A 14384-nucleotide genomic window follows, 5' to 3' on the forward strand; every position below is an offset into this window, starting at 1 on the left:
ACTGAAGGTTTTCTAGAGGTGTCGCCCATATTCGAACTGCTGTAAATGGTTGGTGTTTTAAATAATTTTTTCTAAAAATTAGAAATAAAAAAAAACCTTCAGTGTTTAATCTGAAGGTTTTCTGGAGGTGTCGAGCGGATTCGAACCGCTGTAAATGGTTGGTGTTTTAAATAATTTTTTCTAAAAATTAGAGATAAAAAAAACCTTCAGTGTTTAATCTGAAGGTTTTTTAGAGGTGTCGAGCGGATTCGAACCGCTGTAAATGGTGTTGCAGACCACTGCCTAGCCACTCGGCCACGACACCCTAAAATGTAAACTAAATTTACAATTTTTTATGGGAGCACAAATATAAAAAAATAAACCTGTTTTGCTACAGTTACTTTTTCTTTTTTCGTTTGTCGCTCATTTTTATAGTTACCATTTCCACGTCGCCACCAATTGGAGGATTTAGTTTACTTACCCAAATAGTCGCTTTCTTTATCATGTTATCTTCTTCAAAAATACGATCTAATATCCGTTTAGCAACCGTTTCTAAAAGGGCAGAAGGCTTGGCCATTTCCTCGCGTACCACTTGATTTAACAATACATAATCTACGGTATTTTGAAGCAAATCTGTATTGGCCGAAATTTGCAAATTAGCCATAACTTCTAAATCCACGCGGTAATCGCTTCCAATTTTAGTTTCTTCTTTTAAACAGCCATGATAGGCAAATACTCTAATATTTTCGACTCTAATGGTACCCATAAAAACTTATTTTAAACAACTTTTTGTCCTGTTGTTTTTACATTAAAAATTTCGATAAAAATACATATTAATGCGGAAAATTTTAAGTCTTGGTACGTATATTTCCGTAATTTTACAGCAGTTTTTAATAATACATTCCAGATATGTCTGACGAAGCAAAATCCCTCAATTTTATTGAGCACATTATAGAAGAAGATTTAAAAAACGGTTTAGATAAAAAAGCACTTCGCTTTCGGTTTCCGCCGGAACCAAATGGCTATTTGCATATTGGCCACACCAAAGCTATAGGTATTAGTTTTGGGTTGGGTGAAAAATACAATGCGCCGGTAAATCTTCGTTTTGATGATACCAATCCAGCCAAAGAGGAACAAGAATATGTAGATGCTATAAAGCGCGATATTGCTTGGTTGGGATACCAGTGGGCAAATGAGTTGTATTCATCCGATTATTTTCAGCAGCTATACGAGTGGGCAGTAGCCTTAATTAAAGAAGGAAAAGCCTATGTAGATTCGCAATCTAGTGAAGCCATGGCCGAACAAAAAGGCACGCCTACGCAACCTGGTGTAGAGGGTCCGTACAGAAACAGAACCGTGGCAGAAAATTTAGAGTTATTTGAACGTATGAAAGCTGGCGAATTTCCTGAAGGCACTCATGTTTTGCGCGCTAAAATAGACATGCAACATCCCAATATGCTTATGCGCGATCCTATTATGTATCGCATTCTTAAAAAAGCGCATCATAGAACAGGAACCAATTGGTGTATTTACCCTATGTACGATTGGACACATGGTGAAAGCGACTACATTGAACAAATATCGCACTCCTTATGCTCATTGGAATTTAAACCGCACAGAGAGCTTTATAACTGGTTTAAGGAGCAAGTGCATAAGTATGCAAAAGATACCTTGCCTATGCTGCCAAAACAGCGCGAATTTGCCCGTTTAAATTTAAGTTATACTATTATGAGTAAGCGTAAGTTACTTAAATTGGTGGAAGAAGGTATTGTAAGCGGTTGGGACGACCCGCGTATGCCAACCATTTCTGGGCTTCGCAGGCGCGGTTATACACCTAATGCTATTAAACAGTTTATTGAAAAAGTGGGTGTTGCAAAACGCGATAATGTCATTGATGTATCTTTATTAGAATTTTGTATCCGCGAGGATTTAAACAAAACAGCACCGCGGGTTATGGCTGTTTTAGATCCAGTAAAACTTGTAATTACCAATTACCCAGAAGATAAAGAAGAGTGGTTGGATGCCGAAAATAACCAGGAAGATGCCGCTGCTGGTTTTAGAAAAGTACCTTTTTCCAGAGAATTATATATTGAAAAAGACGACTTTAAAGAGGAAGCTAGTAGCAAGTATTTTAGATTAAAACTTGGGGGCGAAGTACGCTTAAAAAATGCATACATTATTAAGGCGCATAAAGTTCTTAAAGATGCTAATGGTAACATTAGCGAAATTCAGGCTACGTACAGTACAGACACCGAAAAGAAAGTGAAAGGTACCCTGCATTGGGTATCTATTAAACATGCTGTTAAAGCTGAAGTTAGGCAGTACGACAGACTTTTTTTAGATGAAGCACCAGATAGCCATGCAGATAAAGATTTTATGTCCTTTATTAATCCTAATTCCTTACAAGTAGTAAACGCCTTTGTAGAACCTAGCTTGTTAGATGCTAAAATAGGAGACCGCTTTCAATTTCAGCGTTTAGGCTATTTTAATGTAGACGATTCGAGTACACAAGCTCATTTAGTGTTTAATAAAACTGTTGGTCTGCGCGATACATGGGCTAAACAAACTTCTAAAACCGAAGCAAAACCAACGGACAAGACATTAAACCAACCAAGTACTAAATTGGCAATCGATAAAATTAAATCGTTTGGAAAAAAATACGATAAACTAAAACCAGAAGAACGCAGTCAGGTGCGTTCAGAAATTCGGGAGCTTGCCAAACATGTTGCGTATACAGATTTGGAGCCTTTGTTTAATACTTCGGTTAAAAAATCTGGAACACGCATTATTACCATGATAACCTTGGGTGTTTTATTAGAAAATGGTCTTGAAAAGAACGAGCCTATAACCGCATTCATTACGAAGGCTTTAGAAGATAAAAACGCGTTATTAGTGGCCGAAGCTAACCTATTAATATAATTAAAAAAGGCTATTTGTTGTGCTGTAATTTAAAACTACCAAAGCGCGTAAGTGTGAATATACAAACAAAAAGACTGATGAATTTCATCAGTCTTTTTGCTTTATTACAGGCTGTTTAAAAGGCTTTAGTTACCATAAAAAATGTTGTAATTACTCTTCTTCTGTTTTTTTACTGTTTTTCATGGCTTCACCAATTTGGTTACTAGCCGTAAAACTCGCTACCATATCATTTAGCATGTTACTGCCAGCTTGAGGCGAATTTGGAAGTAAAATTAAATTACTATTGGTTTCACTACCTATGGCTTGCAAGGTATCGTAATGTTGGGTAACCACTATCAATGCGGATGCTTCTTGACTATTAATACCGACACGATTTAATACATCAACAGATTCCTCTAAACCACGGGCAATTTCACGTCGTTGATCGGCAATACCTTGCCCTTGCAAACGTTTACTTTCAGCTTCTGCTTTGGCTTTTTCAACAATTAAAATACGTTGGGCATCACCTTCATATTGGGCAGCTGTTTTTTCCCTATCGGCTGCATTAATGCGGTTCATAGCTATTTTTACCTGTGGATCTGGATCAATATCGGTTACTAAAGTTCTAATAATATCAAAACCATAATCCATCATGGCATCATTTAATTCTGCCTTAACGGCAAGCGCAATATCGTCTTTCTTAACAAAAACATCGTCTAAGCGCATTTTTGGAACTTCGGCACGAACCACATCAAACACATAACTGGTTATTTGCTCATGTGGGTAATCTAGTTTGTAAAAGGCATCGTAAACTTTATCGTTAATTACTTTGTATTGTACAGATACCTTTAGTTTTACAAATACATCGTCTAAGGTTTTGGTTTCAATTATAACATCTAATTGCTGAATTTTTAAACTTAATCTGCCGGCTACCTTATCAACTAGTGGTATTTTCATTTGTAAACCAGATTGCCGAATACTTTGGAATTTTCCAAAACGTTCAATAATGGCGGCTGTTTGTTGCTTTACCATAAAAAAGGAGGAGAATAATACAAAAAGTCCAATTAAAATGAAGGGAATATAAAAGAGCATAGTTTATTTTTTTAAGTTAGAAAATGAGTTACTAATTTACATTATATTTTAATGGTAACTGTTAATTTGGATATAAATCTGTTTGAAGGTATTTTGTTCCAATGAAAAGGAAATGGTTATGCTATTTTTTTATAGGTTTGTTTAAAATAAAAAGGTTTATTTTCTTAAAATTAAGGTCTTGTTTTTTATCCTTTTCCCTATATTTTAGTTTAGTATTCATGGGTGTAACGCAGCTTAAAAACTTCAAAATGGTTAATGTAAAGCGATTTCCAGTGGTATAACCCATTATGATATTTTAATTGATAATTTTTTAACTAAAGAAGGTAACGGTTGAATGGCTGGTGCTTCTACAACAGTAGACTTAGCTATTAAATGGTACCATGTTAGTTATACCATTCAACCCGCTAAAACCATTTAGAAATAGCTGCAAGACCTGTTTTATGCTCCAATAACCAATTTATAAATCACAAAGTTTTCCCCGCTTAAATGTAAATGGCGCAATCGGATTATCAGCAGGTTTTAGCCACTTTAGACTTAAAGCCTAATATATTTATGGATTTTTAAACACTTTAGATAAGCTAAATGATAGCAATTTAAACCAAACGGGAAACCCTAATAAGTTTAAAGGAAACCAATCTACGTTTACGGCTATGATTTCGTTTTAGAAGTCTATTTAATTTAGATATTTACTTAATAAATTTTTCTTTTCTTCTGTTGTTAAATCATAACGACTTTGAGTTAGTAGCGTATTGTCAGCATCCAAAATATAAAAGCTAGAATCGCTCATAACATCTTCTATACAATCTGGACATAAGGTTTTTATAATAGTGGAAAATGATTTTTTGTTTGTTAAATAAACAGGAAAATATAAGCTTTCATAAAATAGATAATTATGTAAGGCTTCTTGATTTCTTTTAGATTCTCTTGAAAGAACAAACAACTCAAATTTGTCTTTATTTTTTAAATATAATACAAAAAGTATTTTAACATGTTTTAGTTCTTTTCAACAAACGGTAATTCTAATAGCTTTCTAACTTTCACTTTCGATTATTGGATTCAATTCAAAAAAAACATCAAGTCCTAACCATCCAGTCTATTCTCTAACCTCTATGTTCTTTTAGTCTCTTAAATTTACCCCAACGTATTTACCAAATTCTCAATGCGTCGTTTGGTTTCATCCTTACCAATTAAATACATAATATCAAACACGTCTGGACCTTGTAAGGCACCAACCAATGCTAAACGCAACGGCATCATCACTTTTCCAAAGCCTATGTTGTTTTTAGTAATCCAACCTTTTAGTTCGGTTTGAAGGTTTTCAACCGTATAATCGTTTACAGAATCTATAACTGAAACGACTTGTGTCATAATTTCTGGAGAATCGTCTTTCCACGCTTTTTTAACCGCTTTTTCGTCTAAATCGGTTGGCGTTTGGAAGAAAAAGTGACTTAATGGCCAAAAATCGGTAACAAAGGTGGCGCGTTCTTTTATAAGAGCTACAACCAATTCTATATAATTTACATCAATTTCGGCTAATTCCGGCTGAATTTGCTTGAACGTAACCGCTAAATCATCATTAAATTGCTCTTGCATATAATGGTGGTTAAACCATTTGGTTTTATCTGGATCAAAACGGGCGCCTGCTTTATTCACACGTTTTAAATCGAAGGCAGCAATGAGCTCGTCCATGCTAAAAATTTCCTGTTCTGTTCCTGGATTCCAACCCAAAAAGGCTAGGAAATTCACAACTGCCTCTGGAAAATAACCATCTTCTCGGTAACCACGAGATATAGCACCGGTTTGGTGATCTTTATAGGCTAACGGAAATACAGGGAAACCGAGTTTATCGCCATCGCGCTTGCTTAACTTGCCTTTTCCAGTTGGTTTTAAAATTAATGGTAAATGTGCAAATTCAGGTTTTTCCCAACCAAAAGCATCATATAATTGATAGTGCAGTGCTAAAGATGGTAACCATTCTTCGCCACGAATAACATGGGAAATTTCCATTAAATGGTCGTCTACAATATTCGCTAAATGATAGGTTGGTAGGCCATCACTTTTAAACAATACTTTATCGTCTAGAATATTGGTATCAATGGTCATATAACCGCGAATACTATCCACTAAATGCAGTGTTTCATTTTCTGGCGATAAAAACCGAATCACATAATCATCACCAGCATCTAGTTTTGCTTGCGTTTCTTCAGCTGAAAGGACCAGCGAGTTCACCAAACGGCCTTTTTCACGATTATGCCAGTTGTAAATAAAGGTCTTGCCTTCAGCTTCATGTTCCTTGCGTATGGCGTCTAAATCTTCGGCGGTATCAAATGCATAATAGGCATGGCCACTTGCCAGTAACCGATCGGCATATTTTTTGTAAATAGCTTGGCGTTCACTTTGTCTGTATGGTCCAAATTTTTCGTTGGTATTTACACCTTCGTCAACCACAATACCGCACCATTTTAAGGATTCTTCAATGTAGGTTTCAGCGCCTTCTACAAAACGATTTTGATCTGTATCTTCAATGCGAAGAATAAAGGTGCCATTGTGTTTTTTAGCAAATAAATAATTAAAAAGAGCTGTGCGAACACCGCCTATATGAAGTGGTCCTGTTGGACTCGGCGCAAAGCGCACACGTACTGGTTTAGACATGGTTTTTGTTTTAAGAGGCAAATATAATCTAGCTGTTAACAAACCACAAAGAAAATATGGTAAAGGATACATTTTAATTAAAAGCGAGCTGTTTCTTTAAAGGTTGGTTTATAGAAGCTAACATTAACAGAATGTTATAATATGAGGCTAATTGGACATAAAAAAAAAGTGTAATTTAGTAGGTTAAATAAAAAACACTAAAAACGTGACGCATTTTAACTTAATAGTGCAAAAATTAGAGGCTTTTGTTAAACGTTACTACACCAACGAATTAATTAGGGGTAGTATTCTGTTTTTTGCCATTGGCTTTTTGTATTTTTTATTTACGGTATTTATTGAATATGTTTTTTGGTTTAGTACAACAACACGAACGGTTTTATTTTGGGCTTTTGTTGGGGTGGAAGTGGCGTTGTTTGTAAAGTTTATTGCAATACCATTGGCGCAACTGTTTAAGCTAAAAAGTGGTATAGACTATGTAGAAGCGTCAAAAATTATAGGTAAACATTTTCCAGAGGTTAATGATAAACTGATTAACGTCCTTCAATTACAGGCACAAGGGGTAAATTCGGAACTGTTGTTGGCTAGTATTAATCAGAAATCTAAAGAACTACAGCCCATTCCGTTTAAATTAGCTATTAACTTTAAACAAAATATTAAGTTTTTAAAATATGCGGCTATACCAGTAGCCATTATTTTGCTGTCGGTTTTATTTGGGAAACAATCATGGTTTAGCGATGGTTATAAGCGTGTGGTAAATCATGATGTGGCTTATCAACCACCGGCGCCGTTTCAATTTTTTGTATTAAACGACAAGCTTGAGGCTTTGGAAAACAGTAATTTTAAATTGCAGGTAACAACCCAGGGGCGTGTAGTACCAGAAAATGTATCGGTTGTGTATAACAACGAAACCTATGTTTTGCAGCAAACCAGTGTTGGGATGTTTGAGTACGTTTTTAACAGATTACAAACCGATGTTAATTTTCAATTGGTTGCCAATGGGGTGTTTTCTAAAACATACCGGTTAAATGTGGTTGCCGTACCAAGTATTGTGAGTTTTCAAATGCGTGTTAACTACCCTAAATATTTAAATAAAGCCAATGAGGTTTTTAAGGGCACCGGAAACGCTACAGTGCCAGAGGGAACTAACGTGGTATGGGAATTACAAACCAAAGCTACCGAGGAGGTGGTATTATATGCTGCGGATACCTTGCAATTTACTAAATCGGCAGCTGGACGTTACCAGTTAGAAAAGAAACTTCATGCGGATTTGGACTATTTAATTGCAGCCAGTAATGCGTCGTTACAAGATTTTGAACAGCTTGCTTTTTCTCTGAATGTAATAAAGGATGCTAATCCAGAGTTGCGCATAAAAATGGCAGTGGATAGCAGTAACCAACAAGATTTATATTTTTATGGCCAAGCCCTAGACGATCATGGATTAAAACGGTTACAGCTTATATATTATCCAGAAAATCAAGAATCTAATTCGAAATCTATTAATCTGACAATTGGTTCGGGAACGGTAGCGGAGTTCATTACTGCCTTTCCTGATAATTTGGAATTAGAAGCCGGTGTTGTGTATCAATTATTTTTCAAACTTACTGATAATGATGTAGTTAATGGTTATAAATCTGTTAATAGTAGGTTGTACAGCTATCGAAAACTTACCAAGGACGAGCTGGTTAGTAAGCAACTATCGGAGCAAAATGAAACCATAAAAGATTTGAATAAATCTTTAGAGCGTATGGAGGATCGTGAACAGGAGTTAGAATCTTTTTCTAAAGTCCAAAAGGAGAAATCGGAATTGTCATTTAACGACAAGAAGAAGTTCGAAAACTTTATAAAACGCCAAAAGGAACAAGAAGCTTTAATGAAAAACTTCAATAAAAAACTCGAGGAGAATCTAGAGGAATTTCAAAAAGATAGGAATGAGGCGGATACGTTTAAGGAGGATCTTAAAGAGCGGTTAAAAGAGAACGAAGCGCAATTAAAAAAGGATGAAAAGTTACTGGAAGAGCTTGAGAAACTTCAAGATAAAATTAATAAGGAAGAATTAACAGAAAAGCTGGAGCAATTGGCCAAGCAAAATAAAAACCAAAAACGTAGTTTGGAGCAATTATTAGAACTAACCAAACGGTATTACGTGGCCAAAAAAATGGAGAAGTTGCAGCAAGATTTAGAACGATTGGCTAAAGAACAGGAACAACTTGCAGAAAGTACTGAAAGTGAAAATACAAAAAAAGCACAGGACTCCTTAAATAAATCCTTTCAGGATTTTCAGAAGGCCATGGACGCCTTGGAGAAGGACAACGAGCAATTAAAGCAGCCAATGGATTTACCTGCAGATGATAAAAAGGAAGCAGATATTAAGGAGGACCAGGAGGAAGCGGCTGGCCAACTTGGCAAGAAGGAAGATAACGAAGCTGAAAATAATGAATCCGAGGCCGAAAAGAATTTAAAAAAAGCCCAACAAAAGCAACGTCAAGCTGCCCAAAAAATGAAGCAAATGGCGCAGCAAATGAGCATGTCTATGCAAGCAAGTGGTGGTGAACAAATGGAGGAGGATTTGGAAATGTTACGCCAAATTTTAGACAATCTTATCCTGTTTTCGTTTGACCAAGAAGCCTTGATGGATCAGTTCAAAGCTATTGAAATTAATCACAATAAATACGCTGGATACTTGCGGAAACAAAACGATTTAAAGGAGCACTTTTCGCATATAGATGATAGTTTGTTCGCACTTTCCTTAAGGCAGCCTAAACTTTCGGAAATGGTTAATAAGGAAATTTCGGAAGTATTTTTTAATATGAATAAAGCTTTGGATCAGTTTTCGGAAAACAGACTGTATCAGGGCGTAGCCAATCAGCAATATACGGTTACTGCTGCAAACAATTTAGCTAACTTGTTAAGCGATTTGATGAATCAGATGCAAATGCAAATGCAAATGTCGGGTTCGGGTAGTGGTGGTAAACCAGAACAAGGCCTACCGGATATTATAAAAAGTCAGGAGGAGCTAAATAAGGAAATGGAAAACGGGATGCAAAAGAGTGATTCTGGTTCGCCTAAAGATTCCGGGGAAGGCAATCAGAAAGGAGATAAGGAAGGTGAAGAAGGCAAAAGAGGTAAAGCGGGTAGTCCGGAAACCGCACCTGATGGCACGCATGGAAAGGGAGATTCTGGAGACGGTACCGACAGTGAAATTTCTAAAGGTGAATTGTTTCGCATTTATCAACGGCAGCAAGAAATACGTCAAGCACTGGAAGATAAACTAGCTAAAGACGGTCTGCAGGGTGTTGGAAAAACTATTTTACGTGACATGGAGCAGGTAGAAATGGACTTGTTAAATAAAGGCATGACCAACAGAACCCTGCAACGCATGATGAATTTGCAGCATCAGCTTATGAAATTAGAAAATGCTGCCTTGGAACAAGGTCAGGACACCAAGCGGGAATCGGAGGCAAATAAAAAGGAATACAACAACCGCACGAATAGTAAAGTTCCAAAAGCGCAAGAATATTTCAATACAATGGAGATTTTAAATCGCCAAAGTTTACCTTTGCAGCCTGAATACAGAAAGAAAGTACAGGAATATTTTAAAAATACCAATGATTAGTTTTAATAGTGAAAATGATTTTGTTTTAGCGGATCCCGAGCAGTTAGAAACGTGGATTACGGAGGTTGTTGCCAATGAAAATTTTGAGTTGGGTGAAATCAATTATATATTTTGCAGCGATGAGTATTTACATGATTTAAATGTGAAATACCTTAATCATGATACCTTAACGGACGTTATTAGCTTTGATTACACTGTGGGAAATGTAATACAAGGCGATATTTACATTTCAACAGATCGTGTTGCCGATAACGCTAAAGATTTTAAGGTGTCGTTTGCGGAAGAACTCCACCGGGTTATGGTGCACGGAATTTTGCACTACTGCGGCTACAAAGACAAATCTGATTTAGAATTGGCAGCCATGCGCCGGATGGAGGATTACTATCTGAACCGCTTTAAAGGATAAGGCATTTTATGGTATATTTGCAAAATTTTTGTTTGGTGGTAAACCAATTAATGTAATTGTTCCACGTGGAACATATAATATAGGATAGTCATGTTTAATGATATTTATGATGTTGTGGTAGTAGGAGGTGGGCATGCAGGAAGCGAAGCCGCTGCCGCCGCTGCCAATATGGGAAGCAAAACGTTGCTTATAACTATGAATTTGCAAAACATTGCGCAAATGTCTTGCAATCCAGCTATGGGTGGAATTGCAAAAGGTCAAATAGTACGCGAAATTGATGCCTTGGGTGGATATAGCGGCATTGTTAGCGATACGTCTGCAATCCAATTTAAGATGCTTAATAAAAGTAAGGGACCTGCAATGTGGAGTCCACGGGTGCAGAGTGATCGTATGCGTTTTGCTGAAGACTGGCGGATGATGTTAGAGAGCACTAAAAATCTGGATTTTTATCAAGAAATGGTGTCTGGTTTGGTTGTGGAAAAGGGTCAAGTTACTGGTGTTAAAACCTCTTTGGGTATTGTTATAAAGGCGAAGTCTGTAGTGCTTACAAACGGAACTTTCTTAAATGGCTTAATTCATATAGGCGATAAAAACTTTGGTGGTGGACGCGCAGGAGAAAAGGCTGCTATCGGTATTACGGAGCAACTTGTAAGCTTGGGGTTTGAAGCAGGTAGGATGAAAACAGGTACGCCGCCCAGAGTGGATGGCCGGTCCTTGGATTTTTCAAAAATGATTGAACAGCCAGGCGATGCTAATCCTGAAAAATTTTCATTTTTAGATATTACGAAACCGCTTTCAAATCAGCGGTCTTGTCATTTAACTTACACCAGTAATGAGGTTCACGACTTATTGCGTGAAGGGTTCGATAGGTCGCCTATGTTTAACGGACGTATTAAAAGTTTAGGGCCACGATATTGTCCTTCTATTGAAGATAAAATTAATCGTTTTGCGGATAAGGAGCGGCATCAACTATTTATTGAGCCAGAAGGTTGGAATACGGTGGAGTATTATGTAAATGGTTTTTCTACATCGCTCCCAGAAGATGTGCAGTATAAGGCGTTACGTTCGGTGGCAGGCTTTGAACACGTTAAATTTTTTAGACCGGGTTATGCTATCGAATACGATTATTTTCCACCTACCCAATTACAACATACATTAGAAACCAAGTTAGTGGAAGGTTTATATTTTGCCGGTCAAATTAACGGTACTACGGGTTATGAGGAAGCCGCTTGTCAAGGTTTAATGGCTGGTATTAATGCGTCGTTAAAAGTACAAGAGAAAGAACCTTTTATTTTAACACGTAGTGAGGCGTATATAGGGGTTTTAATAGACGATTTAATTACCAAGGGAACGGAAGAACCATACAGAATGTTTACTTCTCGCGCAGAATACAGAACACTATTACGCCAGGATAATGCCGATATGCGTTTAACACCGCTGTCCTACAAATTAGGTTTGGCTAGTGAAGCGCGTTTAAAACGTATGGAAGAAAAGCATCGTAAGGCAGAAGCATTCGTTCAGTTTTTTAAAGATACTAGTGTAAAGCCAGAGGAGATAAATCCTATTTTGCAGGCTAACAATTCGGCACCTATGTCGCAGTCAGATAAAATGTTTAAAATTTTTGCACGCCCAAATATTAGTATTTCGGATATGCAAAAAGTAGCAAGCGTTTCGGATTATATTGAAACTTTTAAATTAGATGGAGAAGAAATTGAACAAGCCGAAATTCAGGTTAAGTATGCTGGTTATATAAACAAGGAAAAGAACAATGCCGATAAATTAAGCAGGCTAGAAAATATAAAAATTCCTAAAAACTTCGATTATTTTAAATTGCAATCCATGAGTATGGAGGCGCGAGAAAAATTAAACGCTATTCAGCCTGTTACCATATCGCAGGCATCCAGAATTAGTGGTGTATCGCCTAGCGATGTGTCGGTGTTGCTAGTTTATTTGGGTCGTTAGTTGTTAACTGTTCCACGTGGAACAGTTTTGTTTTTTAAATAAACCTATATAAAATAGCGCATTTTAATAGGTTTTATTTTTTTTAAATAGCCAATAATATTTTGGTGTGTTGGTAAAAAATATAAGCATATATCCGCTGTAAATTAAGTGAAGTGAAGACGAAAGAAAATGTATTTCAGGTTATCGATTATTCAGTTTCAAATGAAAGCTTTCATTTGAAAAAGCATTCAGATTTCGATATTTTAGTAACTACCCCACAACCAAAAGCAGAGGGATTATATCGGTATTATAAAAGCGAGGATTATATTTCTCATACAGATGCTAGACGAAATAGTTTTGAGAAATTATACCATCTTGTTCGCGAGTTTGCATTGAAGCGTAAGTTAGCTCTTATTAAAAAGTATGGTGGCTCAAAAAAACGCCTTTTGGATGTTGGCTGTGGTACCGGTGAATTTATTCAAAAGGCACAGCAGCAAAATTGGCAGGTTACAGGTGTTGAACCAAATGAAGGGGCACGACGTTTGGCTAATGTTAAAACTGAAAATGCAGTAACAGATATAGATGCGTTGCCTTTATTAACATCAAAATCTTTCGATGTTATTACACTTTGGCATGTTTTGGAACACCTTCCAAATTTACACGAACAGATTAACGTGTTTAAAAAACTTTTAACGGATGATGGTGCTTTAGTAGTCGCCGTTCCAAATTTTAAAAGTTTTGATGCACAACATTATAAAAACTTTTGGGCGGCTTACGACGTGCCCAGACATTTGTGGCACTTTTCGGAAAAAGGAATGAAACAATTAATGGCACACCACGGTTTACAAGTTGTTGCTGTTAAACCAATGATTTTTGATGCGTTTTATGTGAGCTTACTTTCAGAAAAATATAAATCGGGAAACATGAATTTTATTAAGGCATTTTTAATTGGTGCGAAGTCTAATTGGCATGCGCGGCATACGGGAGCCTATTCTTCCCTTATATATATCATAAAAAAGCAATAAAACGCATTTAAGCTTAAAATAAGACCAGATTTAACCGTGTTACTTGGAAATGGGTTCAGGTGTTTTTAAAACGCGTTAAAAAGGCTGTAAATGCGTTGTTTTTAATTGTTTTTAGTAATTATTTTTTTAAAATCGATAGTTTTTAGTTATATTTTAAAAATAAGGGCCATCAGTAAAACAAGCAGATTACTTTACTACATTTGCGCTCTAAAAAAATTTAAACTACTAATAATGAAAAAAAACTTTTTAGTATTATTTGCTGTACTTGTAACAGTCTTGTCTTGTAATACAAACTCGGAAAAAATAGGCTTTGTAAATAACAGCGAACTAATAAACACCTATCAAGAGAAAATTGATATGGAAGCGGCCTTAAAATTGGAAATTGAGGCATTCCAAAAGCGCACGGATAGTATTAGTCAAGCGTTTCAAAAAGAAGCACAAGGGTTCCAAATAAAAGCCCAAGGCATGAAACCGGAGGCTGCACAAGCGGAGTACCAAATTTTGGGTCAGAAACAACAAATGTTACAGCAGCGAATTCAGCAAGAAGAGTCTGAAATTCAGCAAAGAAGTCAAGCGAGTATAGATACCTTAATTAAAAAAGTGCGCACCTTTGTTAAAGATTATGGTAAACAAAACGGGTATACTTTTATTTTAGGGAGTAATGAGGCTGGAAGCGTAATGTATGGTAAGGACGAATACGATTTAACAAAAATTATTGCAGAAGCGTTAAATGCGGCTTATAAAGAGGCTAAATAGCAGAGCGCCTTCGTAACTTTAT

General features: G+C 36.4%; 9 protein-coding genes and 1 tRNA gene. 6 read left to right on the plus strand and 4 right to left on the minus strand.

Going from position 1 to position 14384, the window contains the following annotated elements; translation table 11 throughout:
• Nucleotides 1–233 precede the first annotated feature (233 nt).
• Together ACFSQP_RS06705 and folB are read right to left on the minus strand one after the other, a co-directional pair.
• Nucleotides 234–304: transfer RNA gene (locus tag ACFSQP_RS06705), tRNA-Cys, on the minus strand.
• A gap of 72 nt (nt 305–376) precedes the next feature.
• Complete coding sequence (folB, locus tag ACFSQP_RS06710) at nt 377–745, minus strand: dihydroneopterin aldolase (RefSeq protein WP_376892665.1); 369 nt, start codon at nt 743–745, stop codon at nt 377–379.
• Nucleotides 746–888: 143 nt separating this feature from the next.
• Here folB and ACFSQP_RS06715 point away from each other — a divergent pair, with 143 nt between their 5' ends.
• Complete coding sequence (locus ACFSQP_RS06715) at nt 889–2898, plus strand: glutamine--tRNA ligase/YqeY domain fusion protein (RefSeq protein WP_376892667.1); 2010 nt, start codon at nt 889–891, stop codon at nt 2896–2898.
• Nucleotides 2899–3048: 150 nt separating this feature from the next.
• On the opposite strand, the gene ACFSQP_RS06720 is transcribed toward ACFSQP_RS06715, so the two are convergent.
• Nucleotides 3049–3969 (minus strand): SPFH domain-containing protein, encoded by a 921-nt coding sequence (locus ACFSQP_RS06720; protein WP_376892669.1) that lies wholly within the window; start codon nt 3967–3969, stop codon nt 3049–3051.
• A 1131-nt stretch (nt 3970–5100) separates the two neighbouring features.
• Nucleotides 5101–6621, minus strand: a complete 1521-nt coding sequence (gene gltX / locus ACFSQP_RS06725) for a glutamate--tRNA ligase (RefSeq protein WP_376892671.1) — start codon at nt 6619–6621, stop codon at nt 5101–5103.
• A 205-nt stretch (nt 6622–6826) separates the two neighbouring features.
• On the opposite strand from gltX, the gene ACFSQP_RS06730 reads away from it, so the two are divergent.
• From ACFSQP_RS06730 to ACFSQP_RS06750, 5 genes are all read left to right on the plus strand, one after another.
• Nucleotides 6827–10234 carry a hypothetical protein gene (locus ACFSQP_RS06730; protein ID WP_376892673.1) on the plus strand — a complete coding sequence of 1136 codons (3408 nt, stop codon included), beginning with the start codon at nt 6827–6829 and terminating at the stop codon, nt 10232–10234.
• Entirely contained in the window at nt 10227–10640 is a 414-nt protein-coding gene (gene ybeY, locus ACFSQP_RS06735; RefSeq protein ID WP_376892675.1) for an rRNA maturation RNase YbeY, read from the plus strand. The genes ACFSQP_RS06730 and ybeY overlap by 8 nt, the downstream gene beginning before the upstream one ends.
• Before the next feature lie 90 nt (nt 10641–10730).
• The gene (gene mnmG / locus ACFSQP_RS06740) at nt 10731–12602 is read left to right on the plus strand and encodes a tRNA uridine-5-carboxymethylaminomethyl(34) synthesis enzyme MnmG (RefSeq protein WP_376892677.1); all 1872 of its coding nucleotides are present in this window, start codon (nt 10731–10733) and stop codon (nt 12600–12602) included.
• A 152-nt stretch (nt 12603–12754) separates the two neighbouring features.
• A complete protein-coding gene (locus ACFSQP_RS06745; protein WP_376892679.1) occupies nt 12755–13606 on the plus strand; it encodes a class I SAM-dependent methyltransferase in 852 nt (283 codons plus the stop codon).
• Between the two features lie 231 nt (nt 13607–13837).
• Nucleotides 13838–14362, plus strand: coding sequence for an OmpH family outer membrane protein (locus ACFSQP_RS06750; RefSeq protein WP_376892681.1), 525 nt, complete (start codon nt 13838–13840; stop codon nt 14360–14362).
• The last annotated feature ends 22 nt before the right edge of the window (nt 14363–14384 follow it).

Origin of the sequence: Bizionia sediminis (assembly GCF_042684585.1) — a bacterium.
In the GTDB taxonomy this organism is placed as follows: Bacteria; Bacteroidota; Bacteroidia; order Flavobacteriales; family Flavobacteriaceae; genus Algorimicrobium; species Algorimicrobium sediminis.

Coding starts and splice junctions, on each gene's coding strand:
- ACFSQP_RS06750 (WP_376892681.1), top strand. CDS start 13,838: ATGAAAAAAAACTTTTTAGTATTATTTGCTGTACTTGTAACAGTCTTG.
- folB (WP_376892665.1), bottom strand. CDS start 745: ATGGGTACCATTAGAGTCGAAAATATTAGAGTATTTGCCTATCATGGC.
- ybeY (WP_376892675.1), top strand. CDS start 10,227: ATGATTAGTTTTAATAGTGAAAATGATTTTGTTTTAGCGGATCCCGAG.
- mnmG (WP_376892677.1), top strand. CDS start 10,731: ATGTTTAATGATATTTATGATGTTGTGGTAGTAGGAGGTGGGCATGCA.
- gltX (WP_376892671.1), bottom strand. CDS start 6,621: ATGTCTAAACCAGTACGTGTGCGCTTTGCGCCGAGTCCAACAGGACCA.
- ACFSQP_RS06720 (WP_376892669.1), bottom strand. CDS start 3,969: ATGCTCTTTTATATTCCCTTCATTTTAATTGGACTTTTTGTATTATTC.
- ACFSQP_RS06715 (WP_376892667.1), top strand. CDS start 889: ATGTCTGACGAAGCAAAATCCCTCAATTTTATTGAGCACATTATAGAA.